This window comes from Streptomyces sp. NPDC048623 (genome assembly GCF_040650755.1).
Taxonomy (GTDB): Bacteria; Actinomycetota; Actinomycetes; order Streptomycetales; family Streptomycetaceae; genus Streptomyces.
The window spans coordinates 298,412-322,689 of sequence record NZ_JBEZHV010000008.1 but is presented as its reverse complement, the minus strand read 5'-3'; the positions used below and the strand labels follow the sequence as shown (position 1 = coordinate 322,689).

Below are 24,278 nucleotides of genomic sequence, written 5' to 3'. Positions count from 1 at the left end.
GACCATCGGGGACACGTCCAGGGCCGTACGTCCCGGCGTACGGGACGGACCGGCCCCGGCACGACGGGACCAAGGACCGGCGGGACCAAGGACCGGCGGGCCCCCGCACGGCTGGGACCGAGGACCGGCCGGCCCGGGTTCAGTCCCGGCCGGTCGCCCCCGCGCCGCCGCGGGCCTTGCGCCACTCGCGCGGGCCGCTGCCGAACTGCTCGTGGAACCAGCGGGAGAACGCGCTCAGGGAGGAGAAACCGAGCAGTTCGGACACCTCGGTCAGGGAGCGGTTGGGGTTGGCGACGAACTGCTCCGCGAGTGCCGTACGGGTGGAGTTGAGCAGCGAGGAGAAGGTCTCGCCGGTACGGGCCAGATGGCGGTGCACGGTGCGCCGGTCGACGCCGAGGCTGCGGGCGATCTGCTCGATGGAGCAGCGTCCCGTCGGCAGCAGCGCCTCGATCAGATCGCGCACCCGGTCCACCTCGGAGGCGCCCCTGGGGGCCGCGATGGGCTCGAAGTACTGCCGGGTGTACTGGCGCATCTGCGCGTCCGCCATGGCGTTGGGCGCGTCCAGGTCGTCGGCGTAGAAGACGATGCCGTTGAAGCCGCGGTCGAACTCCACGACCGGCCCGAACAGGCGCCGGTGGCCCGCCGTGTCGCGCGGGGCGCGGTGGGCGAAGCAGACCGACGCCGGGCGCCAGTGCGGACCCAGGAACTCGCGCAGGACGCGGTGGAACACGCCCACGGCCAGCTCCGTGCCCTGCCGGGTCGGCATCGGCTCGCCCGGCCTGACGTCCACCTTGAGGGTCGCCACGCCGTTGCCCTCGGAGAGCCGCGCGTGCAGCAGCTCGTTGTAGGTGTGCTGGTGGCGGATCAGCAGGCCCAGCGCGCTGCGCACGTCGGGTTCCTCGCGTACGAGCAGACTGATCGGGCCGAGATTGGAGAATCTGCGCAATTCGGCGAGAAGCAGCCCGAAGTCCTCGCGCCCCGAGGCCGCGGCCGACAGCTCCAGGAGCCTGACCACCGCCGAGCCGGAGATCCACCGGTCCTGGACGGCGAGGTCGGCGGGGTCCAGGCCCACGCCCTTCATCAGGGTGCGCGGATCCAGGCCGAGGGAACGGCTCAGCTCGACGTAGCCGTTCAGTGCTGCGGTACGGGCCAGGGGCCTCATGGGCACGCTCCAGGGACAAAGGTCCCCAGAAGTTAAGTTCGATGTCCCGTGACGTCAAGCAGGGCGCCCACGTGATTCATAGCATCCCCGTCGACGCGGGCCCGCACGGCGACCCGCGCCGCACGCGCCGGCCCGGCGCGCACGCGCGGAGGGCTGGCGCACCGCCGCGCCCCACCCGCCCCGACCTCTGGGAGACCGCCGAGATGACCAACCTCGCCACCCTGCTGGTGCACTCCGCCGCCACCCGCGCGGATCACGTCGCCGTACGCCACGACGACACGACCCTGACCTACCGGCAGCTCGACGAGGCGAGCGCCCGCCTGGCCACGCTGCTGCGCGAGAAGGGTGTCGGACCGGGCGACCGGGTCACCATGACGATGCCCAACGTGCCGCTCTTCCCGGTCGTGTACTACGGCATCCTGCGGGCCGGCGCCGTGGTCGTACCGGTGAACCCGCTCCTGAAGGCCCGCGAGGTGGCGTACGTGCTGCGCGACGCCGGGGCGCGGGCGGCACTCGTCCACCCGATGTTCGCGGACGAGGTCTCCGAGGCGGCCGCCGCGACCGGGACGACCTGCCTGGTCACGGGACCGGAGTCGTTCCACGACCTGCTGCTCTCGGTCGAGCCGGCGACCGAGGTCGCCGACACGGCGGACGACGACACGGCGCTCATCCTCTACACCTCGGGCACGACCGGCACCCCCAAGGGAGCCGAACTCACCCACCGCAACCTGCTGTCGAACGCGGCCACCACCGCCGAGACCCTGCTGCTCCTGACCTGCGACGACGTCCTGTTCGGCGGCCTTCCGCTGTTCCACGCCTTCGGCCAGACCTGCGCCCTGAACACCGCCGTCGCCGCCGGGGCCACGCTGACCCTGCTGCCGCGCTTCGACCCGGCGCGCGCCCTGGAGATCATGCGGCGGGACGGGGTCACCGTGTTCCTCGGAGTGCCCACCATGTACTCCGCGCTGCTGCACGCCGAGGGCCGGGAGGAGTACGACCTCCCCGGGCTGCGCCTCGGGGTGTCGGGCGGCGCCGCGCTGCCCGTCGAGGTGCTGCACGGCTTCGAGAAGGCCTTCGGGGCGACGGTCCTGGAGGGCTACGGCCTGTCGGAGACCTCACCGGTGGCCGCGTTCAACCACCCGGACCGCCCGCGCCGCCCCGGCTCGATCGGCACACCCGTGCGGGGGGTCGAGATGAGGCTGGTCGGCGAGGACGGCTCCGAGCCGGCGCCCGGCGAGGTCGGCGAGATCACCGTGCGCGGCGAGAACGTGATGAAGGGCTACTTCGGCAACCCGGCCGCGACCGGGGACGCCGTGCGCGACGGCTGGTTCCACACCGGCGACCTGGCCCGCGTCGACGAGGAGGGCTGCTACTTCGTCGTCGACCGCAAGAAGGACATGATCATCCGCGGCGGCTACAACGTGTACCCGCGCGAGATCGAGGAGGTGTTGTACGAGCACCCCGCGGTCGCCGAGGCCGCGGTCGTCGGCGTGCCCCATCCGCTGCACGGCGAGGAGGTCGCCGCGGTCGTCGTCCTGCGCCGCGGTGCCGAGGCGACGGACGGGGAGATCCGCGCGTACGTCAAGGAGCGCGTCGCCGCCTACAAGTACCCGCGCATCGTCACGCTCGCCGACGAGCTCCCCAAGGGCCCGACCGGCAAGATCCTCAAGCGCGAGATCACCGTCACCGTGCCGCAGAGCCACTCCTGACGCGGACCCGCTCCTGACGCGGGACTTCTGACGCGGGCCGCCGCCGGGCCGGGCCCGGCCCCGGACCCGGCCGCGTCACTCCGTGATGCGGACCGCGAGTGCCGGCCGGATCGCGGCCGCGCGGCGGGCCGGACCGACGGTGACGAGGAGGGAGGCGGCGAAGGTGGCCGCCGCCAGGACGCCGACACTGGCCCACTCGATCGGGAACCCTCCTTCGAGCCCCTCGAAGGCGGCGCTGTTCTGGTACATCAGCCAGGTGGTGAGCACCCCGAGGAGGGAGCCGAGCACGATCCCCTCGACGGCGATGAAGGCGCTCTCCCAGAGGAAGGACCGCTGCACCGTGCGCGCCCGGAAGCCGAGGGCGCGCAGGATGCCGATGGTGCGCCGGCGCTCGCGCACCGAGCGGACCATCACGACACCGAGACCGGTGATGCCCACCCCGAGACCCAGGGCGAGGAAGCCTTCCATGAGGCGGAAGAACGCGGTGCTGGAGTCGAACTGACGGCGCACGTCGGAGGCGATCGGGGTGGCGACGAGGCTCGACGACAGGTACTCGCCCTGGAGTTCGGGCGCCAGCGCGTCGGCGGACACCCCGGGGCGGGTACGGACGAGCGCGGACGCGTTCTGCGCCTGGCCGCCGAACTGCTCACGCACGGCCTGCTCGCCGGCGACGACCGGGTACACGGTGGAACTCGCCCCCGTGCCCGGGTAGAAGACCATGCCGTTGTCCAGCACACCGGCGATGATCTTCTGCTCGCTGCGCCCGGTGCGCGGGTCCGTCAGCGTGAGCGTGTCGCCGGGGTCGTAGTAGTCGCCCGAGGGACCGCCGGTGCTGCCGAAGAAGCCGTCCAGGACGACGTACCGAGGGTTGGTGGCCAGGGCCTGCCAGACCGCCGCGTCGTCGTCGAGACCGGTCAGCCGCTCACGGAAGGTGATGCCGGTGATCGCCCCGTCGGGCACCCCGACGACGGCGGTGTCCAGAGGCTGGGCACTGCGCCCGCCGGGGTCGCTGGCGCGCCCGGCGGCGTTGAGCAGCGGGGTGACGGCGGCCGTCCGGTCGGCGGTCGGTCCGCCGCGCAGCAGGTCCGGCAGCCGCCCGCCCGCCACCTGCGGGTTGTAGTCGAGACGGAGGGAGTACCCGGCGGTGGCGTCGGCGACCGCGTGGTCGACGCTGGCGCCGAGGATGCCCGAGATCTCGGTCAGCAGGACGAGGACGAACACGATCAGCGTGTACATCACCAGCGTGGCGCCCGTACGGAAACGCTTGGCCAGCGGATACGCCACGGCGAGCCGCGCCGCCAGGCCCGACTCCGAAGGGCGTTCCAGGAACCGGCGCAGCGGGCGCACCAGGACCTTCTGGTTCTCGCTGACCAGAACGACGGCGGAGAAGGCGGCCAGGGCGCCCTGGATGACGTACACGGACATCGAGGGCGTGTCGAAGATCGCGGGGCGGACCACCGGGGCGATCAGCGTCCAGGCGAGCACGGCGCCCGCGACCAGCGAGGTCGCGGCATGCCGGGGCATCACACGGAGCAGCGCCGGAATCGCGAAGGCGAGGGCGAGCGCCGGCATGAGGTACGTCGCCTCGGCCTGGCTGCCCGCGATCGCGGGGACGGCGGCGACCGCGAACAGGACCGAGAGGGCGGTGCACACGACGAGCAGCCTGCGGCGCGGGCGGGCCGCGGGTGACGAGGGAAGGTCACGGATGGCGGCGATGATGTTGAACCTGCTGATCCGCGTGCTCGTGCCGAGGATCGCCGCGAAGGCGATGAGCAGGCCCATGGCCATGCCGTTCAGGATGCTGGTCGGGGTGACCGCGAAGACGATCCGCAGACTGCTGCCGCCGACCGACCAGCCCTGGAAGATCTCGGCGGCCACCACGGCCACACCCCAGCCCACGGCCACGCCGATGCCCACCGCGGGCAGCACGGAGAGCAGCGCGTAGGACGCGCCCTCCAGGGTGAAGGAGCCGACGAGGCGCGAGCGCTTCATGCCGACGGCGCGCACCATGCCCATCTGCGCCTTCCGCTCCTCGCCCAGCATCACGAAGATGTTCACGAGCAGCAGGGCGCCGGCGATGATGCTGAAACTGCCGATCATGAGGAACAGCGCGCCGAGCGAGTCCCCGGCCGCCTTGGCCTCCCGCAGCACCGTGTGCTTCGGGGTGTCGACCTGCGCCTGGGAGGCGAGCGGGCCGAGTGCCGTGCGGATGTCCGCGGACACGGGCTCCGTCAGCGCGTCGCCGCCCTCGACCCCGCCGCGGTTGGACACGAACGTCACCGAGCGCGGCTCCGTCCCGGCGGCGCGGGCGGCCGCGTCCAGCGACCCGGGCGGCAGGAAGGCGTCACGGTTCTGCCGCCCGCCCAGCCCCACACCGGCCAGGCCCTGCTCCGGCACCACGCGCTCCACGCGGTACGTGTGCTCCGCCCCGAACAGATACAGCGTGACCGGCGCGCCCGCGCCCACATCGAGAGACCTCGCCAGCGGCTCGTTGATGACGACATGCCCGGGCTTCGGGTTCGCTCCGCCGAGCCCCGGGTCGCCACCGGCCCGGCCGAACTGCGACGCCTCCGCGAAGTCGACCTGCCAGGCCAGCACCCGAGGCTCGGCGACCGGCCGGCCGTCGGCCCGGGTGACCGCCGACGCCTGCGTGGCCTGGGCGTGCAGCACACCGTCGACGTCCGGGCTGTCCGCGAGCCCCGCCAGACGCCCGGCGGCCGCCCGCCCGGCCGGTCCGGCAGGGGTGATGACCCGCTCGTCGACGGGCCCCAGGGTGCGGTACGCCTCCTGGCGCACCGAGAAGTTCAGCGTGTCCCCGACCACCAGCGCGCCGATGATGATGGCCGTACCGAGCACCGAACCGCCGACGACAAGCGCCGCCTCGGTGCGCCTGCGGGCGAGCTGCCGGAAGGCGAGCCGACGGGACACGGGCTGCCGCAGCGCGACCCACACCAGGGCGCCGAGCGCGAGCGCCAGCGCTCCGAGCAGCGGGACGAGCAGGTTCGGATACATGATCAGCCCCGGGAGAGATCGGCGGCGGCCTCCGCACCGCCCGGTACGTTCTGCCGGACGTCGCCGACCAGCCGCCCGTCGCGCATCCGGATCAGGCGGGGGACCCGCGCCCCGATGGCGCTGTCATGGGTGACGAGGACGATCGTCTGGCCCTCGTCCCGGTTCAGCGCGCACAGCAGGTCCATGACCTGGCCGGCCATCGTGGTGTCGAGGTTGCCGGTCGGCTCGTCGGCCCACACGACGGCGGGCCGGCCGACCAGGGCGCGGGCGATGGTGACCCGCTGCTGCTCGCCGCCCGACATCTCGCTCGGCCGGTGCCCGACGCGATGGCCGAGGCCGACCCGGTCGAGCATGGCCAGGGCCCGGCTCCTGGCCTCGTGCGGACGGGTCCCGACGAGCAGCAGCGGCAGCTCGACGTTCTCCACGGCGGAGAAGACCGGGATCAGGTTGAACGCCTGGAAGACGAAGCCCATCGTGCGGGCCCGGTGCTCCGTGCGCACCGCGTCCGACATCGCGAAGAGGTCCCGGCCCTCGATCTCGACGCGCCCGGCGTCGATGTCGTCCAGGCCCGACAGGCAGTTCAGGAGCGTCGTCTTGCCGGATCCCGACGGACCCATGACACCCACCATCTCGCCCGGCCGGACGGCCAGATCCAGATCGTCGAGGGCCGTGACCGCCACGGAGCCGGTCCGGTAGATCTTGCGTACTCCGGTGGCGACGAGAAGTTCCCGGTCGGCGTTCATGCCTTCCATCCGACGCCGGGAGGCCCGCGCACGCCTACGTCCACTCGGTGCAGTCCGCCAGGGCCGAACGGCCCCATCGAGGGGCCGCGGCCGCGTGGGGGACCACGCCCGTCAGAGCATGTCAGTGCATGTCAGAGCGCGTCAGGGGCAGGTCAGGGCAGATCAGAGCAGGTCGGAGCAGGTCGGAGCTCATCAGGACGGTCGGAGCGGGTCAGAGCGCGTCCGGGCCGCGCTGCCCCGTGCGCACGCGCACCACGGTCTCGACCGGCACCACCCACACCTTGCCGTCCCCGATCCGGCCCGTGCCGGCGGCCCGGACGATGGCCTCGACGACAGGTTCCGCGTCGGCGTCCTCGACGACGACCTCGATACGGGCCTTGGGGACCAGGTCCACCCGGTACTCGGCGCCCCGGTACACCTCGGTGTGCCCGCGCTGGCGCCCGTAACCACTGGCCTCGGTGACCGTGAGCCCGTGGATGCCGAGCTCCTGGAGCGCGTTCTTCACCTCGTCGAGGCGGAACGGCTTGACGATCGCGGTGACCAGCTTCATGCGGAGGGCTTCCTGTCCTTGGCGAGCGGGGAGACGGGGGAGGTGACGGGGGACGCGGAGTGCAGCGGTCCACCCGCGTGGCCGAGCACGCCGTGATCGTAAGCGGTCTCCGCGTGCACCGTCTGGTCGAGTCCCGTCCGCTCCTCCTCGGCGGAGGCCCGCAGCCCCATCACCCGGTCCAGGACCTTGCCGATCCCGTACGTCGCGAGGAACGTGTACGCCGCCACGACCGCCACCGCGACGGCCTGCCGACCCAGCTGGCCGAGGCCCCCGCCGTAGAACAGGCCCTCCTTGCCGCCGGTCATCACCGAGGTCGCGAACAGGCCGATCAGCAGCGTGCCGACGACACCTCCGACGAAGTGCACGCCCACGACGTCGAGGGAGTCGTCGTAGCCGAAGCGGAACTTCCAGGCGACCGCGTACGAGCAGACGACGCCCGCGGCGAGCCCGACCACGGCCGCGCCGGGCATCGAGACCACCCCGCACGCCGGAGTGATCGCGACGAGCCCGGCGACCGCGCCCGACGCCGCGCCGAAGGTGGTCGGGTGGCCGTCGCGCCGCTGCTCGACGAAGAGCCAGCCGAGCAGGCCGGTGCAGCCGGCGACGAGGGTGTTGAGGAGGGACGCGGCGGCCAGGCCGTTCGCGCCGAGCGCCGAGCCGCCGTTGAAGCCGAGCCAGCCGAACCACAGCAGACCGGCGCCGAGCATCACCATCGGCAGGTTGTGCGGCCGCATCGCGTCCTTCTTGAAGCCGATGCGCGGGCCGAGCACCAGGCAGAGCGCCAGGCCGGACGCGCCCGACGCGATCTCGACGACGAGTCCGCCCGCGAAGTCGAGGGCGCCGAGCGACTGCGTGATCCAGCCGCCGGGACCCCACACCCAGTGCGCCACGGGAACGTATACGAGAAGCATCCATACCGGCACGAACACGAGCCAGCCCGCGAACTTGGTCCGGTCCGCCACCGCGCCGCTGATCAGCGCCGCCGTGATGATCGCGAAGGTCAGCTGGAAGGTACTGAAGAGGAACGTGGGCACCGTGCCGGTGAGGCTGTCCGGGCCGATGCCCGCGAGGCCGAGGTGCCCGAGGCCGCCGATCAGGCCGGCGAAGGCGTCGTCGCCGAACGCGAGCGAGTAGCCCGCGACCAGCCAGACCACCGTGACCAGGGCGATCGACACGAAGCTCATCATCAGCATGTTGAGGACGCTCTTCGTACGGACCATGCCCCCGTAGAACAGGGCCAGGCCCGGGGTCATCAGCAGCACGAGCGCGGTGGCGGCGAGCAGCCAGGCGGTGTCGCCGGTGTCGAGCCGGGGTGCGGCGGCGAGGGGCATCAAGGGTGTCTCCTCCTACGGTGTCGGGGAGAGCCTCACGGCGGCGCGTTTCGCGATGCGAACACGGACGTTTCCGTGGTGTTTCGTGTTGCGGGGAGATTGCCGGACGGGAACAACTCAGGGACAGGAGTACGTGAAACTGTCCTCCGCCTCAAGCGGTGCGGCGTCGCCGCGCAGCACCTGGAGGCGGGCGGTGCCCCGGAAGCGGCCGGGGCCGCTGACCGTCCAGCGAAGGTGGACGGTCACGCGTGCCTCGCCCCTGCGGGCCGTACGGGTCAGCTCCTCCGACTGCTCGCCCTCGCCCCGCAGCCAGCGGTACGTCACGGGCCCGCCCCGGCCGTCGGTGGTCAGGACGCCGATCACGTCGGCGGTCTGCCCGCAGTGCAACGCGGCGGTGGGGGCCTGGACGTCCGCAGCCGTGACGGTCGGCCCTGGGCCGGGGCGCAACAGCGCCAGCCAGAGCACGACGGCGGCCGCGGTCAGGACCGCGGTCGCCGCGGACCAGAGGCCGCGTCGGCGACGGCGGCGGGCCGGTGCGGGGCCGCGGGACTGCCACAGGGCGCTGAGGGCGTCCTGCTCGTCGGTGGGGACGCCGGGACCGAAGCGCAGCAGGATGTCGCTGTCCGCGGCTGCGTCCGCGTCCGCGTTCCTGTCCGCGTCCGCTGCGGGGCGTGGGCCGGGAAGGCGGTCGCGGTGGCGCTTGCCGAGGACGGTGGCCTGGGCGTCCGTGGCGTCCGTGGTGTCTGTCGATACGGTGCTCGGCCGGGCGGTCGACTCGGCGGTACGGCTTCGCCTGCCCAGGGCGGTGGGCTGCTCGTCGGAGGCATCCGCAGCCGGATTCGCAGCCGGATTCGCGGCCGGAGCCGAGGCCGGGGGCACGGACGGGGCGACGGGTGCGGTGACGGGCGGTGGATGCTCGGGCGTTCGCGGGGCGAGGCCGCGCGGCGCGAGGTCCGGCATCGCGGCCGCTGCCGCCGCGCGCAGCGCGGTGCGCCGCAGGAAGTGCGCCGGGAGCACCGCGCGTCCGGCCACCAGGGCCGCGCGGGCGGCGCCGAGGCCGTCGGACTCCGCCACACTGCCGCAGCGGACGAACAGCTCCGCCGCCGGTGACCCGGGCGGCGCCCACGCGTCGCCGAGCGACCGGGCGAGAGCGGCCCACGCGGCGATATCGGCGCGCTGGAGATCAGCCGTGGACATGCCGTCGCCCAGCGCCATGGCAAGGGCCGCTTCGGTGAGCAGGGCGGTGCCGTCCGGACCGAGGACGACGCAGTTCCCGGTGAGCGATCCGTGGGCCAGTCCGGCCGCGTGCAGGGCAAGGAGGGTCTGCGCGGTCTCGTTGAGGACACTGGCCACGCTGCCCGCGTCCGGGCCGAGGCCCGGCCCGGGAGCATCGGCGGCCAGCAGGTCCGTGAGCGTGGGAACGGGCGGGCGTCCGGTGATCAGCCACACCTCCCCGGCCTCCACCACGAGGTCGACCGTGGCCGGCGTGCCCGGCAGCCGCAGCCTGGCCACCCCGAGCACCGCCGCCTTCAGCCGCTCCCGTGCGCCCTCTCGTACGGGCAGGGTGCGGTCGATCCGCAGGGCGCCCAGGGCGGGCTCGTCGGACCGGTCCGGAAGCGGCAGCAGCGCGTGCCATGTGCCGTGACACCCGGCGCGCGACCAGTCCGACAGGGGCCGCCCCGTGACGGTGGTGGCTGTCGTCATGTCGTTCCGTTCTCTTTCCCCGGTCCCTTTCCCGCTCAGCACGGCGGCGCGTCCAGGGAAGCGGTCTGCGGTCCGTTCGCGGCCGTCGGCGTGCTCGTGAGGGCGACGACCCAGGTGCCCCGGCACGGGTGGTTCGAGAAGTCGGCCTCGAAGGTCACGGCGTAGTGGGTGGCGCCGGACAGTTGCCGGGTCCGGGAGCCGTAGGGGTTGGCGGGCGTGTCGACGTAGTAGTCCGCCGTGAGGGTCAGCGGACCGGTGCCGGTGGTGTCGACGGTGACGTCCGCGATCAGCGTGCCCGGGGCGGGCCCGCGCTGCCACGAGCCGATGACGAGCGTGACCGTGCCGGGCGTGGGCGCGGCCGGAGTGGTCGTGGCCGTCGTCGGGGTGGCGGGCCGGGTCGTCTCGGGCGAGGGTGCGCCGTCCGTGGGGGAGGCCGTCGAGGGTGCCGGGCCGGGGGTGTCGGTGGCGGACGGCGAGCCGTCGGCCGTCGGCGTGGCCGTGGTGGCACCCGGCGTGGCGGAGCCGGAGGGGACGGGCGCGACGGAGGCCGTCGGCGCCTCCCAAGGCACCGAACTGGCCGCCGTGGTCGCCGTGTCGGGCGGCCGGGTCGTCACCGCGGCGATCCCGCCCGCGACGACCGCCAGTGCGGCGGCGCCGGCCGCGGCCTTCCAGCCGCCGCGCTTCAGCCGGCCGAGCAGGGTCAGGGCGCCGGCGGATCCGTCGAGCGCCGCCGTCGTGGTGAACGGGAACAACAGGGCGAGCAGAGCGGTGAGTTCGGCGAGCCGGCGCCGTCCGCGCTGCTCCCAGCCGGCGCCGTAGCCCTCGGTGGCGGCCCGCTCCAGGTCGGCGAGGAAGGCCTCGACGGACGGCCGGTCCGCCGGGTCCTTGGCCAGCCCCTTGCGCAGCAATCCCCGTACGGAGGAGGGAACTTCGCCCAGCTCGACGGGCGCCCGCAGATGCTGGAGCCGCAGCGCGGTCACGTCGTCGGCGGCGAACGGCCGCCGCCCGGCCAGGCATTCGTAGAACACGGCCGTCGCCGCGTACACATCCGCCGCCGGTCCCGCGGGCTCGCTCCGCCACTGCTCGGGAGCCATGTAGGCGGGCGTGCCCGCGGCCTCCGTCTCACGGCCGGTGCGTGCGGCGATGCCGAAGTCGGCGAGAGTGCTCGTGCCGTCGGCGCGGACCAGCACGTTCTCCGGCTTGTAGTCCCGGTGGACCACCCCGGCCGCGTGGGCGGCGCCGAGCCCGAGCAGCGAGCCCTTGAGCAGGACGAGCGCGGGCTCGGGACCGGTCGTCGTGTGCCGGCGCAGCAACTGGCGCAGGCTGACCCCGTCCACCGCCTCCATGACGATCGCGGCACCCCGGCGCGCCTCGACGTACTCGTACAACCGCACCACGCACGGGTGCCGCAGATCGCCGAGCAGCCGGGCCTCGGCCCGGAAGCGGGCCAGGAACTCCGTGTCTCCGTACAGGCGCCGGCTCAGGTACTTGATCGCGACCGGCACGCCGGTGGCCGTGTGCCGGGCCAGGACGACCCGCCCGCCGGCACCCTCGCCGAGCGGCCGTACGGTCTCGTAGCCGGGGACACTCCACTCGTCCGGGGCCGCGTCCGGGGCCGCGTCCGGGGTGCGCGCCCCACCCGCGCCGTCCGTCATGCCGTCCCCTCCACGGCCGAGCCCACCGCCGTCGTCACGGGCGCGCCCTTGGCGGTACGGCGTCGGCGCACCCGCCGTACCAGCCACCGCACCGGCGCCGCCCACACGGGGAACGCCACCAGGGCGACCACGGCCCCCATGACGACCGTGTCCCACGGCGCGGCCACCCGCCCCTCCAGGAGATCCCCGATCCGGGAGCGCCACGCCAGCAGGGCGAGCAGCAGGAAGCCGTACGTCCCGACGCCGACCGCGAGGCCGTACGCCGCCATGCCGGCCTGGCGCGGTCCGGGCCGCCTGCCCGCGCGCAGATCCCGCCACAGACCTTTGCGGAAGTAGGCGCTCGCCTCCTCGCGCAGGCGCGGCACGCGCAGGGCGTCGGTGAGGGCCTGGTAACCGTCCAGCGGCATCAGGGGGTTGAAGTTGTAGAGGGTGTTCAGATAGAGCCCGAAGGCCAGATGGAAGAGGACGGCCGAGGCCGGTCCGGCGGGCAGGAAGGCCGCGCCCGCGGCGCACCAGCCGGCCAGCGCCGCGGTCGAGACGGGCCCGGAGAGCGCCACCACGACCCGCGAACGGCGCGAGCCGAACCACATGTCGCTGGTGTCCACGAACGCGAACGGCATCCCCATCATCAGCAGGAACCCGCCACGGCGGACCTTGCGGCCGTACGACTTCACGGCCAGCGCGTGCGTCGCCTCGTGGACGACCAGGGCCGACACGTACCCGGCGATCAGCAGGACCGGTCCCCACGCGCCCGCGCCGCCGAAGTCGAGCAGATGCTGCCGACGCTGCGCGGCGAAGAACGCGACCAGGCCGCCGACCACCGACAGCCAGACCAGGGTCACCCCGGTCCGGGTGAAGAAGCGCCAGCCGAAGGCGTCGTAGAGGCGGCCCGCGGCCCGGTCGAGGCCGGGGACGGAGATCTCCAGCTTCAGCAGCGCCCGGTACAGCGCCCGGCCCGCCCGGCGCCAGCGCCCGGCCTCCGCCTCGTCCGGCCGGCCCGGCAGGCCGCGCAGCAGGCCGGCGCCCGCGAAGGAGGCCAGCGCGGCCTCGATGCGCGGCAGCGCGAGTTCGCCGAAGCGCTCGGCGTACGCGAACAGCAGGTCCCGTACGGTGTTCTCGCCGTCGACGGCGTTCCAGAGGAAGACCTCACGCTCGTCCAGCTCCAGATACACACCGGTACGGGTGTTGTTCAGCACCCAGCGCGACGCACCGCGGTCCGTGGGCACCTGCTTGAGCGCCCAGCCGGAGCGCCGGCGCGGGCGCGCGGTGAGCGGGCCCTTCGCCTCGGGCGCCTCCTCCTGCTGCTGCACGGCGGTGGGGAGCTGGGTGAACTGCGTGCCCACGACGACGGTGCGCGAGCCGATCCGGGCGTCGCGGGGCTGCTCGAACACCAGGCGTACGTCGCCGACGGACAGCTCCGTGCCGTCGGCGAGGTGCGCCGTACCGCCGTGCAGCTCGGTACCGGCGACGGCGGTGCCGTTGAAGGAGTCCAGGTCCTCGATCCGGAACCCCGACTCCGCGCGCACGATCCGGGCGTGCCGGCGCGACACGCTGGCGTCGGAAAGGACGACGTCGTTGTCCGCGCCCCGGCCGAGCGTCGTGACCGGGCCGGTGAGCGGGACGAGCAGCGCCGGGTCGTCGAGGCCGCGGAGCTGCGGAGCGGCGTACGAGGTCGGCGTCGCGCCGCGGCGGAGCGTGCCGCAGCGCAGGCAGTACGGGAAGTCGCGCCGCACGTGGACGCGGCAGACATGGCAGAGCATGTGGTGGCTCGGCTCAGCCCGCGCCGGAACCGCTGGTGAACGTGCCCTCGTCGAAGCCTCCGCCGCCGTCCGTGGCCGGGCCGGCGTCAGGGATGTGCGTGGCGGCGGCTCCGAGGTCGGGGGCGGTCAGGCCGCCCTGGACGATGATGCCGCCCTGCACGATGAGGCCGTTCTGGACGATGATGCCGTCGCCTCCGGCGTCGTCCTCGCCGCCTTCGCCGCGCTCGTGGATGCCGCCGGGACGCCGGCCGGTGTTGTCCGGCGCACCGCCGTCGTCTCCACCGGAGCCGCCGCCTTCGCCGCCGCCACCACCGGGGCGGCGGCCGATGTTGTCCTGTGCGCCGCCGCCGTCTCCGCCGCCACCGCCCTGGCCACGGCCGCCGCCACTGTCGCCGGAGCCGCCGCCCTCGCCGCCACCACCGTGGCCGCCGCCGGTGTCACCACCGCTACCACCGTGGCCGCCGTCTTCGCCGGAGCCACCGCCCTCGCCGCCTTGACCGCCGCCGGAGCCACCGCCCTCACCGGAGCCGCCCCCTTGACCACCGCCGCCCTGACCACCGCCCGAGCCGCCGTTGTCCCCGTGGCCGCCGTCCTGACCGCCACCGCCTTGGCCGCCGCCGCTCTGGCCGGGACGGCGTTCGGTGTTCTCCTGGCTGCCGCCGCTGTCCCCACCGGAGCCACCGGAGCCACCGCTGTCCCCGCCCTCGCCGGAGCCGCCGCCCTCGCCCTCACCGCGCTCGTAGATGCCACCGTGGCCGAAGTGACCGGAACCGCCGCCGTCGAAACCGCCGTCACCGCCGGGCCCGCCGAAGCCGCCGAGACCTCCTTCGCCCCCGCCGAGCGAGCCGTGCCCGCCACCCGTGCCGCCGAAGTCCCCTCCGGATTCTCCGAATCCGCCGAAGTCGCCGAAACCCCCTTCGGAACCGCCGAGTCCGTCCCCGAAACCGCCCCCGGAGCCCAGGTCGCCGCCACCGTCCCCGAAACCGCCGGGGCCGAGGTCACCGAACGATCCGGAGTCCCCAGAGCCTCCGAACTCCCCGAACTCGCCGAACTCGCCGAAGTCACCCGCGCCGCCCGGTCCGTCCAGCCCGCCCGGTCCGTCCAGCCCGTCGAGCAGACTCCCGCCGTCGCCGAGCCCCGAGCCGTCGAGGGCACCCCCGATCAGACTGAGGGAGTCGGACGCCGCCCCGTCGAGCGCGTCCGCGGCGTCCCGGTAGCCGCCCAGGTCGGTGGCCAGGTCATCGCCGGCCGCGTCGGCTGCGGACACATCGGCTGCGGCCGCGTCGGCTCCGGACACGTCGAACTGCGCCAGCGCATGCGCCGCGTTGCCGAAGAACAGCGACGACTTGGACAACCGCGCGTCGAGGGTGGCCGGGCCTTCCCCGGCGTCCGATTCCACGTGGAGCCGACGCAGCTCGGCCACCTGCTCGGCCGTCAGGCCGAGTGTTCGTGCGACCTCGTCGACGTCGCCGTCGAGCTGGGCTCTGAAAGCCGGGTCGACGGCGAGGCGGGCCATGGCATCGCGGAAGGCGTCATCGGTCATGTGCTCTTGTCTCCGTCGGTCGGCGCGCGCAGGCTGATGCCGATCCCGGCGGAGTTCGGGACCTCCCAGGCCGGTGGTTCACCACCATTTCCGGCCATCCCCACCGAAGTCTGCGGGAACGTTATAGGGGCGCCGCTCCCACCCGCGCAAGGCCCGAAGAGGTCCGTACCGAAGGGTGCCCCAGGGGCGAGCGCCTTTCCGTGGCGAGGTGGCCGTGACGGGCGCCGCGCGAGAGGCTGGAGAGGCAGGCGCGTGCGGGGAGGGCGAGCCCCGATGACCTGCCCCGACCCGAGCCGACACAGAGGGAGTGCCATGGCTTTCGTGCGGATCCTGTACGCCACCGAGCATGGCTCCACACAGGAGATCGCCGAGCGGATCGGTGCTCGCCTCGGCGCGAGCGGTCATCACGTCGAGGTCGGGGCGCTGGGCACGGCACCGGGCACGGGTGCCGACGGACAGGAGCTCCCGCCGGCCGACGCGTTCGTGGTGGGGAGCGCGGTGCACGACGGGGCCTGGTTGCCGGTGGCGGAGTCCTTCGTCCGGGGGAGCGCCGAGCAGCTGCGCGGACAGCCGGTGTGGATGTTCAGCGTCGGGATGAGCGCCGCCCTGCCCCGGCCGTTGCGGCGGCTCGCGGAACGCGTGGTGCAGCCGGGGATCGCCGCGCTCGTCGACGCCGTCCGTCCGCGGGAGCACCGGCGCTTCTCGGGAGTGATCCGGCGCGAGCACCTCGACCGCAAGGGCGCCTTTATCTTCCGCGTGCTCGGCTGCCGTTACGGAGACCACCGGGACTGGGCGGCGATCGCGGAGTGGGCCGACGGCATCGCCAAGGAGCTCAACGTGCTGCCTACGCACGGCTCTCCGTAGCATCGCCGCACCCACCGCCGTCGCGCCCCTTCCACGGCCGACCGGCCGTCGAAAGGGGCCGGGCGGCCCTGTGCGCGGTGGCCCGGTCGGAGCACAGTGGAGGTGCCGGGCCCGGACGAGGCGGTCTCCCGCACCCGCCGGTCCCGCCGTCAGGGAGCGTGAGTGGCCATGATGTTCTGGTACGGCAACGGAATGAGCGGATGGGGCTGGTTCGCCATGGCGGCCGGGATGATCCTTTTCTGGGGCCTCCTCATCGCCGTCGTCGTGTTGATCTTCCGCACACTGGACCGGGCCACGGAACGGCACGCGGAACGGCCCGCGCGCCAGGGGCCGACGGCGCCCGAACAGATTCTCGGCGAGCGGCTCGCCCGCGGCGAGATCGACGAGGAGGAGTACCGCAGGCGCCTGGCCGCCCTGCGGGGCGGAGAGTCGTAGGGCACTGTCCGGCGGATCATGGCCGGGTCCGCGACTCCCCCGGAGCTGCGCCTGGGAGGTGCCCCCAGCACGGCACCTCGCTGCTTCCCCTCGGCCCTGGCGGGCCTGGGGAGCCCCCATGCACCGGACGCCGCGGCTTGTCCGCCCCTGATCCGCCGGACAGGCCCTTGGGGTGTCTCGCCGCCCCGACCGTCCGGATGCGGGCTGAGGCGCCCCCGGTCACCCTGGGACCATGGCCGGTCGGATGCCCGGGGAGCCGGGCGGACACCGTGACGCGCTCCGTGAGCTGACCGCACGGCACGGAGCGCGCGGCGGTCTGCTGCCGGCCGCGCTGGAGCGGACGCGGGCGCGCACCGCCCGGGCGCCCGGGGAATGGGCCCCCGAGGTCGCCGCGGCCGTCGGGCTGCCCGGCGCCGCGGGGCTCGGTCCCGCCGGCTACTTCGCCGATCTCGCCGCACCGCGCGGCGAGCGGCATGTACGGGTGTGCACCGCGACGGCGTGCTTCGCCGCCCGCGGCGGACGGCATCTGGGGGAGGCCGAGCACGCGCTCGGTGTGACCGCCGGACACGTCGACGCCGACGGCCGGACCTCCCTGCAGGCCGTGCACTGCCTCGGCTACTGCTACGCGGGCCCCGCCGCACTCGACGGCACGCTTCCCCGCGCCGGCCACGACCTGGCCGACCAGCTCGCCGGCCGCACGCCCCCGCGGGCGCCCGCCATCCCCGCCGCCGACACCACCGGAGCCCCCGTCCTCCTCGCGGGCATCCTGAACGGTGAGCCCGCATGGGGCGTCTGGCGCAGTGCGGCGGCCGCGCGGCGCCCCGAGGACGTACGCGAGGAGATCGCGGCCTCCGGGCTGCGCGGGCGCGGCGGCGCGGGGTTCCCCGTGGCCGCGAAGTGGGCGGCCGTGGCGGGAAGGCCGGGTGCGGTGGTCGTCGCCAACGGGGACGAGGGCGACCCCGGCTCGTACGCCGACCGGCTGCTGATGGAGGAGGACCCCGACCGCGTCCTCGCCGGGCTGGCGCTCGCCTGCTTCGCCTGCGGCGCACCGCGCGGGACCGTCCTTGTGCGCTCCGAGTACCCGAGGGCGATGGCCCGCCTGCGCCGGGCGGTACGGGACGCGGTGGCGGCGGGCGATCTCGCCGAGTCGGTCGAGACCGCCGGGCCGCGCCCGTACGTCGAGATCGTCGAGGGGGCGGGCTCCTATGTGGCGGGGGAGGAGACCGCGCTCATCGCCCGCCTCGAAGGCGCCCGCGGCTGCGCCCGCCCCCGGCCCCCGTACCCCACCGACCACGGCCTGTGGGACGCGCCGACGGTGGTCAACAACGTGGAGACACTGGCCGCCGTGCCCTGGATCGTCCACCACGGAGGTGCGGCGTACGCCCGGCGCGGGCTGCCGGACGAGCCGGGCACCAAACTGGTCTGCCTGTCCGAGCGGTTCGCCCGCCCGGGGGCGTACGAGATCGAACTCGGCACCTCCGTACGGGAGATCGTCACGCGGTACGGAGGCGGGCTCAAGGACGGGCGGGCATGCGTTGCCGTCCAGATCGGCGGCCCCCTCGGCGGCTTTCTCGCGGGGGACGCCCTCGACGTCCCGCTCGGCTCCCGGGCACTCGACGAGCACGGTGCCGCACTCGGTCACGCGGGCCTCGTCGCCTTCGACGCCGACACCGATCCCCGCGAACTCCTGCGGCATCTGTGGGAGTTCGCCGCCGACGAGAGCTGCGGAGCGTGCTCGCCGTGCCGGGTCGGCACCCGGCGGGGGCTCGAACTCGCCCGCGAGACCGCCGACATGGACGACGCCGCCGGTGGCGCCCCCGGGGAGGCGTACGAACGCCTGGCGCGGCTGATGGGCGAGGCGAGCCTCTGCGCCTTCGGCCGCCGCGTACCCGCCGCCGTCCGCAGCCTCGCCCGCGCCTATGGCACCGCCCTCGCGGGGTGGGACCGGTGACCGGGCCCCAGGCCGCCCGCGTCACGGTCGACGGTGTCAGCGTCGAACTGCCCGCCGGGGCGAGCCTGCTCGACGCGGCGCGGGCCGCCGGTGCCGAGCTGCCCGCCCTCTGTCACGACGACCGCCTCCGGCCCGCCGGATCCTGCCGGACCTGCCTGGTGCGGGCGGACGGGCGGACCGTCGCCGCCTGTGTCACGCCCGCCGCGCCAGACGCGACGGTCGACACGGCCGGCGAGGACATCCGGAGCCTGCGCCTGGACGCCGTCGCCCTGATCGCCGGCGCGCTCCCGCCGTACGCGCTCGCGGCGGACTCCGTCAGCGAACTGGCCGACGTCTGCCGGGCGTTGGACATCGAGCCGGACGAAGGCCGAAGCCCTGCCGCCGCGCCTTCGCGCGGGCGCGACGACACCCACCCGTACGTCCGTCTCGACCGCGACCTGTGCATCGCCTGCGGCCGCTGCGTCCGGATGTGCGCCGATGTGCAGGGCACCTTCGCCCTCACCCTCACCGGGCGCGGCGCCGACACCGTGGTCGCCCCGGGCACGGGCGGCTCCTGGGCGGAATCCGAGTGCGTGGCCTGCGGCGGCTGCGTCGACACCTGCCCCACCGGCGCGATCACCCAGCCCGGGCCCGGCCAGGGCCTCACCTCACGGCGCCCGGACCCCGGCCGGGTGCGGACCACGTGCGGCTACTGCGGCGTCGGCTGCACCCTCGACGTCGTCACCCGCGACGACCGGGTCGCCGCCGTCCTCCCCGCCCGGGACGGCGCGGTCAACCAGGGGCACGCCTGCGTCAAGGGCCGCTTCTCGTACGGCTACCTCACCTCGCCCGAACGCCTCACCGAACCCCTGGTCCGGCGCGCCGGCGTCCTGACACCCGCGACCTGGGAGGAGGCGATCGGTGTCGTCGCGGACGGACTGCGGGACGCCGTCGAGAACCACGGGCCCGACGCGGTCGCCGTGATCTCCTCCGCCCGCGCCACCAACGAGGAGAACTACCTCGTCCAGAAGTTCCTGCGGACCGTCATCGGCACCAACAACGTCGACAACTGCTCCCGCCTGTGCCACGCGCCGTCCGCCGCCGGTCTCACGGCGTCCTTCGGCAGGGCCGGCGGCACCGACTCCTTCGACGACGTGGCGACCGCCGACTGCCTCCTCGTCGTCGGGGCCAACCCCGTCGAGGCCCACCCCGTCGTGGGCGCCCGGCTCCTCGAACGCGCCCTCGACGGCGCCACCCTCCTCGTCGCCGACCCGCGCGCCGTCGGCCTCGCCCGCCACGCCGACCTCCATCTGCGCCCCCGGCCCGGCACCAACGTCGCCCTCTTCCACGGCCTCGCCCATGTCCTCGTCGCCGAAGGACTGACCGACCCCGCGTTCCTCGGCGAGCGCGCCACCGGCCTCGACGCACTCACCACCCTGCTCGACGCCTACCCGCCGTCCCGCGTCGCGGAGATCACCGGCGTCCCCGCCGCGGACATCACGGCGGCCGCCCGGCTCTACGGGACCGCCGAACGCCCGGCAATCCTGTACGGGCTCGGGGTCACCGAGCACCTGCACGGCACCGACGGCGTCCGCACCCTCGCCAACCTGCCCATCCTGCGCGGCGCCGTCGGCGGCACGGGACGGGGGTTCGGCATCAGCCCGCTGCGCGGCCAGAACAACGTCCAGGGCGCCTCCGACATGGGAGCCCTGCCCGACCTGCTGCCCGGCTACGGGCGGGTCACCGACCCGGCCGCCCGCGCCCGCGCCGAAGCGGTCTGGGGCCGTCCCGTACCGGCGACACCGGGACTGCGGATCCCCGAGATGTTCGAGGCGGCCCGCGACGGGCGGCTGCGGGCCCTGTGGATCATCGGCGAGGACGTCTGCGCCACCGACCCGGACAGCCGACGCGTCGCCGAGGCGCTCGACACCTGCCCGCTGGTCGTCGTCGACGAGCTGTTCCTGGGGGAGACCGCCCGGCACGCGGACGTCGTCCTGCCCGTGGCCTCCTGGCTGGAGAAGGACGGCACCTTCGTCAACTTCGACCGCCGGTTCCAGCGGGTCCGCGCGGCGGTGCGGCCACCGGGCGCGGCCCGTACCGACTTCGCCGTCGTCCATGCCGTGGCCGCCGCGCTCGGCGCCGGCCTCGGCTGCCCGACCCCTGCCGAGGCCCTCGCCGAGTGCGGCCGGGTGGCCCCCGACTTCGCCGGGCTCTCGTATGCCCGCCTCGACCGCGAGGGCGCCGTCCCCTGGCCCTGCCCCTCGCCCGACCGGCCCGGCGAAGCCACCCTGTACACCGAGGAGTTCGCCACCCCGGACGGCCGCGCCCACCTCTCCGCCGCCCCCTACCTCCCGCCGGGCGAAGCGCCGGACGCCGCCTATCCGCTGCTCCTCGTCACCGGACGCCGCTGGGCCCACTACAACTCCGGCAGCATGACCCGGCGCGGCGGCAACCTCCTGCTCGACACCCGGGGCCGGCTCGACCTGCATCCCGAGGACGCCGCGCGGTACGGGGTGCGGGACGGCGCCCCCGTCGTCGTCGACAGCCGCCACGGACAGGCGCGCCTTATCGCCCGGGTCGGGCCCGACCTCGCCCCCGGACAGGTCTTCTGCGCCTTCCACTTCCCCGGCGACGGCGTCAACTCCCTCACCTCGGAGCACGCCGACACGGTGACCTCGTGCCCGGAGTACAAGGTCACGGCGGTACGGCTGAGCCCCGCCTGAGCCCCGCCTGACCGTCTCCGGGACCTCCGGCCCCTGCGGCCGCCGTCCGAAGGGCGCAGAGTGGAGGGAGAGCGACCGCGCGCTGATGCCGGGAGGCGAGGGCCATGGCCGCGACCGGAACACGACACCGCCCGGACGAGCACCACGAGCACCAGGAGCACCACGGGTACGACGAGCACCACGGGTACGACGAGTACGTCGAGCACCACGCCGGCCTGTGGGCCCGGGTGGGCGACCGGCTGATCGTCGGCGGTGCCACCGTCGGAGACGAAGGGCGCGACGGCGAGATCGTCGGCCTGCACCACCCGGACGGCACCCCGCCCTACGACGTGCGCTGGTCGGACACGGGCAGGACCACCCTGGTCTTCCCCGGACCCGACGCCCGCGTCCAGCACTTCCCGCCGCACGCGCCCTCCGACGCACCCTCCGGGCCGGGCACCGCCGCGCCGCGGTCCTGAACGACCTCCCCCGCATGGGCCGAACGGTCCCCGTCCCGTACGGACCGACCGGCCCCGGCCCGACTGCCCCGCTCGGCACTCGGCGCGCCCCGCCGGGCCGCGGGACGGTGGAGCGACAGGGACCGAGGGAGGACACCATGGGGACCGTGCGCCACGTCGTACCGTTCACGGAGCTCGCCCGGCAGGACGTCGGCCGGGTCGGCGGCAAGAACGCCTCGCTCGGCGAGCTGACCACCCGGCTCACCGCCGCCGGCCTCCGCGTCCCACCCGGATTCGCCACCACGGCGGAGGCGTACGAGGACCTCCTCGGCGTCGGTGACCTGCGCGAACGCGTCGCGGCCCAGATCGACCGCCTGCACGGGGGCGCCCGGCTCGACGAGGTCGGCGCCGCCGTCCGCTCGCTCTTCCTCGCCCGGCCGCTGCCCGCGCCGCTGCGCGACGCCGTGCTCACCGCGTACGAGAAGCTCGCCGAGCAGACCGGGATCCCGGAGCCCGAGGTGGCCGTACGCAGCAGCGCCACCGCCGAGGACCTGCCGGAGGCCAGCTTCGCCGGCCAGCAGGAGACGTACCTCAACGTCCGGGGCGGCGAACAGCTCCTCGACGCCTGCCGGCGCTGCTACGCCTCGCTCTTCACCGACCGGGCCATCGACTACCGCGAGCGCATGGGCTACGACCACCTCGCCGTCGCCCTCTCCGTCGGCGTCCAGCTCATGGTCCGCTCCGACCTGGCCGGCGCCGGCGTCGCCTTCACCCTCGACCCCGAGAGCGGCTTCCCGGAGGTCGTCGTGGTCAGCGCGGCCTGGGGCCTGGGAGAGACCGTCGTCAGCGGGCAGGTCGATCCGGACGAGTACACGGTCTTCAAACCGAGCCTCAAGGACCCGGCGCTCGACCCCGTGATCGACGTACAGATCGGCGCCAAGCGCGTGAAGACCGTGTACGCCGACAACGGCCTCACCCGCACCGTCGACACCCCCGACGGCGAACGCGGCCTGCGGGTGCTCGGCGACGACGAGGTCTGCACCCTCGCCCGGTGGGCCCTGGCCGTCGAGGAGCACTACGGCTGCCCCATGGACCTCGAATGGGCCAAGGACGGGCGCACCGGCGAACTCTGGATCGTCCAGGCCCGCCCCGAGACCGTGCAGTCCCGTCGCCGCGCCACGACCCTGCGCCGCTGCCGTCTGACCGCCACCCCCGTGCCCCCGCCCCTCGTCGAGGGCATCGCCGTGGGCGAGGCGATCGGCCGCGGACCCGTCGTGGCCCTCGACGCGCCGGTCGACCTGGACCGCTTCCCGCAGGGCGGCGTCCTCGTCACTACCGTCACCGACCCCGACTGGGAACCGGTCATGAAGCGGGCGTCCGCGATCGTCACCGACCACGGCGGCCGCACCTCGCACGCCGCCATCGTCAGCCGCGAGCTCGGCGTCCCCGCCGTCGTCGGCACCGGCGACGGCACCCGGCTGCTGCGCAACGGCGCGCCCGTCACCGTCTCGTGCGCCGAGGGCGAGCGCGGCCGGATCTACGAGGGTCTGCTGCCGTACGAGGAGACCTCGACCGACCTCGCCGAACTGCCGGCCACCCGCACCCGGGTCACGCTCAACCTGGCCGACCCCTCGGCCGCCTTCCGCTGGTGGCGGCTGCCCGCCGACGGCGTCGGGCTCGCCCGGCTCGAGTTCATCGTCGCCCACCAGGTGAAGGTCCACCCCATGGCCCTGCTCCACCCGGAACGGCTCGACGCCCACGACCGGCAGGTCGTCGACCGGCTCACCGAGGGCTACCCGGAGCGCGGGCAGTACTTCGTCGACCGGCTCGCCCACGGCATCGCCCGGATCGCCGCCTCCCGCTGGCCGGCGCCCGTCATCGTGCGCACCAGCGACTTCAAGACCAACGAGTACGCCAAGCTCCTCGGCGGGCGCCCCTTCGAACCCGACGAGGCCAACCCGATGATCGGCTGGCGCGGCGCGAGCCGGTACTACAGCCCGGGCTACCGCGAGGGCTTCGCCCTCGAATGCCGGGCGCTGCGCCGGGTCCGGGACGAGATGGGGCTGACGAACGTCGTCGTCATGATCCCGTTCTGCCGCACCCTCGGCGAGGCCGACCGGGTGCTCGGCGTGATGGCGGAGGAGGGGCTCGTACGCGGCGAGAACGGGCTCCGGGTCTACGTCATGGCCGAGATACCGGCCAACATCATCCTGGCCGAGGAGTTCGCGGAACGCTTCGACGGCTTCTCCATCGGCAGCAACGACCTCACCCAGCTCACCCTGGGCGTCGACCGTGACTCCGAGGCCCTGGCCCATGTCTTCGACGAGCGGGACCCCGCCGTCGTCCGCAGCATCGCCCTGCTCGCCGCGCGCGCCCACGCCGTCGACCGCCCGGTGGGCCTGTGCGGCCAGCGGCCCAGCGACGACCCCGGATTCACCGCGCTCCTGGTCCGGGCCCGGCTCGACTCCATCTCGGTCGCGCCGGACAGCTTCGCGACGGTCAAGCAGCATGTGGCCCGCGCGGAGGCCGCCGACGCGGGGGAGGAGGGCGGCGGTGACGGTCGGGGAGCACCGTGACCCCGCCCGGGAGGACGGGCGGAACGACACAGGGCGGACGCCGATCTGGAATGGGTCTTTCGGCCCTGGGTGCGGCAGTGTCGCGAATGATGAAGTGGCCTCACGTCCTTCCCCATGCCGCCCGGTCCGAAACCCGCCGCTCGC

General features: G+C 74.4%; 15 protein-coding genes and 1 pseudogene. 7 read left to right on the top strand and 9 right to left on the bottom strand.

Features of this window, described 5'->3' with window-relative positions:
• Positions 1 to 139: 139 nt before the first annotated feature.
• Positions 140 to 1,162, bottom strand: coding sequence for an AraC family transcriptional regulator (locus AB0C73_RS15180; protein ID WP_362529325.1), 1,023 nt, complete (start codon positions 1,160 to 1,162; stop codon positions 140 to 142).
• Positions 1,163 to 1,365: 203 nt separating this feature from the next.
• Between AB0C73_RS15180 and AB0C73_RS15175 the strand changes: the two genes are divergently transcribed.
• Positions 1,366 to 2,871, top strand: a complete 1,506-nt coding sequence (locus AB0C73_RS15175) for a long-chain fatty acid--CoA ligase (RefSeq protein WP_362529386.1) — start codon at positions 1,366 to 1,368, stop codon at positions 2,869 to 2,871.
• Between the two features lie 75 nt (positions 2,872 to 2,946).
• Here the strand turns inward: AB0C73_RS15175 and AB0C73_RS15170 are convergent, their stop codons facing one another.
• From AB0C73_RS15170 to AB0C73_RS15135, 8 genes are all read right to left on the bottom strand, one after another.
• On the bottom strand, positions 2,947 to 5,883 hold the full coding sequence (locus AB0C73_RS15170; RefSeq protein WP_362529322.1) for an FtsX-like permease family protein: 2,937 nt from the start codon (positions 5,881 to 5,883) through the stop codon (positions 2,947 to 2,949).
• A gap of 2 nt (positions 5,884 to 5,885) precedes the next feature.
• A complete protein-coding gene (locus tag AB0C73_RS15165) occupies positions 5,886 to 6,626 on the bottom strand; it encodes an ABC transporter ATP-binding protein (RefSeq protein WP_362529320.1) in 741 nt (246 codons plus the stop codon).
• A gap of 211 nt (positions 6,627 to 6,837) precedes the next feature.
• Positions 6,838 to 7,176: a P-II family nitrogen regulator gene (locus tag AB0C73_RS15160; RefSeq protein WP_362529317.1), complete on the bottom strand. Its 339-nt coding sequence runs from the start codon at positions 7,174 to 7,176 to the stop codon at positions 6,838 to 6,840.
• Positions 7,173 to 8,507, bottom strand: coding sequence for an ammonium transporter (locus AB0C73_RS15155; protein WP_362529315.1), 1,335 nt, complete (start codon positions 8,505 to 8,507; stop codon positions 7,173 to 7,175). Before AB0C73_RS15155 ends, AB0C73_RS15160 begins: the two co-directional genes overlap by 4 nt.
• Before the next feature lie 117 nt (positions 8,508 to 8,624).
• Positions 8,625 to 10,211, bottom strand: a complete 1,587-nt coding sequence (locus AB0C73_RS15150) for a hypothetical protein (RefSeq protein ID WP_362529312.1) — start codon at positions 10,209 to 10,211, stop codon at positions 8,625 to 8,627.
• 35 nt (positions 10,212 to 10,246) lie between these two features.
• Positions 10,247 to 11,866 (bottom strand): serine/threonine-protein kinase, encoded by a 1,620-nt coding sequence (locus AB0C73_RS15145; protein WP_362529309.1) that lies wholly within the window; start codon positions 11,864 to 11,866, stop codon positions 10,247 to 10,249.
• The gene (locus AB0C73_RS15140) at positions 11,863 to 13,626 is read right to left on the bottom strand and encodes an FHA domain-containing protein (protein ID WP_362529306.1); all 1,764 of its coding nucleotides are present in this window, start codon (positions 13,624 to 13,626) and stop codon (positions 11,863 to 11,865) included. The genes AB0C73_RS15145 and AB0C73_RS15140 overlap by 4 nt, the downstream gene beginning before the upstream one ends.
• 13 nt (positions 13,627 to 13,639) lie before the next feature.
• On the bottom strand, positions 13,640 to 15,169 hold the full coding sequence (locus AB0C73_RS15135; RefSeq protein ID WP_362529303.1) for a hypothetical protein: 1,530 nt from the start codon (positions 15,167 to 15,169) through the stop codon (positions 13,640 to 13,642).
• A 312-nt stretch (positions 15,170 to 15,481) separates the two neighbouring features.
• Between AB0C73_RS15135 and AB0C73_RS15130 the strand changes: the two genes are divergently transcribed.
• The 6 genes and pseudogenes from AB0C73_RS15130 to ppsA all read left to right on the top strand — a co-directional run bounded on the left by AB0C73_RS15130 (position 15,482) and on the right by ppsA (position 24,134).
• On the top strand, positions 15,482 to 16,033 hold the full coding sequence (locus AB0C73_RS15130) for a flavodoxin domain-containing protein (protein WP_362529301.1): 552 nt from the start codon (positions 15,482 to 15,484) through the stop codon (positions 16,031 to 16,033).
• A gap of 168 nt (positions 16,034 to 16,201) precedes the next feature.
• Positions 16,202 to 16,468 carry an SHOCT domain-containing protein gene (locus tag AB0C73_RS15125; protein WP_362529384.1) on the top strand — a complete coding sequence of 89 codons (267 nt, stop codon included), beginning with the start codon at positions 16,202 to 16,204 and terminating at the stop codon, positions 16,466 to 16,468.
• Between the two features lie 232 nt (positions 16,469 to 16,700).
• Positions 16,701 to 18,419, top strand: coding sequence for an NADH-ubiquinone oxidoreductase-F iron-sulfur binding region domain-containing protein (locus AB0C73_RS15120; RefSeq protein WP_362529299.1), 1,719 nt, complete (start codon positions 16,701 to 16,703; stop codon positions 18,417 to 18,419).
• Entirely contained in the window at positions 18,416 to 21,121 is a 2,706-nt protein-coding gene (fdhF, locus tag AB0C73_RS15115) for a formate dehydrogenase subunit alpha (RefSeq protein ID WP_362529297.1), read from the top strand. The genes AB0C73_RS15120 and fdhF overlap by 4 nt, the downstream gene beginning before the upstream one ends.
• A 215-nt stretch (positions 21,122 to 21,336) precedes the next feature.
• A pseudogene (locus tag AB0C73_RS15110) lies at positions 21,337 to 21,516 on the top strand (DUF1918 domain-containing protein); the annotation flags it as partial.
• Between the two features lie 200 nt (positions 21,517 to 21,716).
• Positions 21,717 to 24,134: a phosphoenolpyruvate synthase gene (gene ppsA, locus AB0C73_RS15105; protein WP_362529294.1), complete on the top strand. Its 2,418-nt coding sequence runs from the start codon at positions 21,717 to 21,719 to the stop codon at positions 24,132 to 24,134.
• The last annotated feature ends 144 nt before the right edge of the window (positions 24,135 to 24,278 follow it).

Excerpts from the sequence above, each read along its gene's own strand:
- AB0C73_RS15180 (WP_362529325.1), bottom strand. The coding sequence starts at position 1,162 with ATGAGGCCCCTGGCCCGTACCGCAGCACTGAACGGCTACGTCGAGCTG.
- AB0C73_RS15175 (WP_362529386.1), top strand. The coding sequence starts at position 1,366 with ATGACCAACCTCGCCACCCTGCTGGTGCACTCCGCCGCCACCCGCGCG.
- AB0C73_RS15170 (WP_362529322.1), bottom strand. The coding sequence starts at position 5,883 with ATGTATCCGAACCTGCTCGTCCCGCTGCTCGGAGCGCTGGCGCTCGCG.
- AB0C73_RS15165 (WP_362529320.1), bottom strand. The coding sequence starts at position 6,626 with ATGAACGCCGACCGGGAACTTCTCGTCGCCACCGGAGTACGCAAGATC.
- AB0C73_RS15160 (WP_362529317.1), bottom strand. The coding sequence starts at position 7,176 with ATGAAGCTGGTCACCGCGATCGTCAAGCCGTTCCGCCTCGACGAGGTG.
- AB0C73_RS15155 (WP_362529315.1), bottom strand. The coding sequence starts at position 8,507 with ATGCCCCTCGCCGCCGCACCCCGGCTCGACACCGGCGACACCGCCTGG.
- AB0C73_RS15150 (WP_362529312.1), bottom strand. The coding sequence starts at position 10,211 with ATGACGACAGCCACCACCGTCACGGGGCGGCCCCTGTCGGACTGGTCG.
- AB0C73_RS15145 (WP_362529309.1), bottom strand. The coding sequence starts at position 11,866 with ATGACGGACGGCGCGGGTGGGGCGCGCACCCCGGACGCGGCCCCGGAC.
- AB0C73_RS15140 (WP_362529306.1), bottom strand. The coding sequence starts at position 13,626 with ATGCTCTGCCATGTCTGCCGCGTCCACGTGCGGCGCGACTTCCCGTAC.
- AB0C73_RS15135 (WP_362529303.1), bottom strand. The coding sequence starts at position 15,169 with ATGACCGATGACGCCTTCCGCGATGCCATGGCCCGCCTCGCCGTCGAC.
- AB0C73_RS15130 (WP_362529301.1), top strand. The coding sequence starts at position 15,482 with ATGGCTTTCGTGCGGATCCTGTACGCCACCGAGCATGGCTCCACACAG.
- AB0C73_RS15125 (WP_362529384.1), top strand. The coding sequence starts at position 16,202 with ATGATGTTCTGGTACGGCAACGGAATGAGCGGATGGGGCTGGTTCGCC.
- AB0C73_RS15120 (WP_362529299.1), top strand. The coding sequence starts at position 16,701 with ATGGCCGGTCGGATGCCCGGGGAGCCGGGCGGACACCGTGACGCGCTC.
- ppsA (WP_362529294.1), top strand. The coding sequence starts at position 21,717 with ATGGGGACCGTGCGCCACGTCGTACCGTTCACGGAGCTCGCCCGGCAG.